The 432-nt window shown below is 46.8% G+C and carries 1 protein-coding gene; it reads left to right on the forward strand.

Features of this window, described 5'->3' with window-relative positions; translation table 11 throughout:
- Nucleotides 1–432 (forward strand): beta-ketoacyl synthase N-terminal-like domain-containing protein (locus AAEY62_RS20385; protein WP_350636021.1); only part of this gene is annotated, 432 nt, incomplete at both ends.

A 432-nucleotide genomic window follows, 5' to 3' on the forward strand; every position in this document is an offset into this window, starting at 1 on the left:
TGCCACCCCAGCACACTATATTGCGCAAAAGCTTGATGCAAAGGGACCCTGTTATAGTATTTCTACAGCCTGTACATCAAGTGCAAAAGCATTACTAAGTGCCCGCGCACTGCTAAAAGCTGCTATGGCCGATGTTGTTATATGCGGTGGCGTTGACACCCTATGCCAACTTACTCTCAATGGTTTTGATTCGTTAGCGTCGTTAAGTAGCGGAGTTTGCCAGCCGTTTTCAAGTAGCCGAGACGGCATTAATATTGGTGAAGGCTCGGCATTATTTGTAATGAGTAAAGGCGTAAGCGCAATTACAGATAAAGCAATTGCACTGTACGGTGGCGGCGAAAGCTCTGATGCACATCATATTTCAGCGCCCGATCCCAATGGTATGGGCGCGCAATCTGCAATGCAAAAAGCACTAAAACAAGCGCAATTAGC

The organism is Pseudoalteromonas sp. GW168-MNA-CIBAN-0100 (assembly GCF_040309225.1).
GTDB classification, from domain to species: Bacteria; Pseudomonadota; Gammaproteobacteria; order Enterobacterales; family Alteromonadaceae; genus Pseudoalteromonas; species Pseudoalteromonas arctica.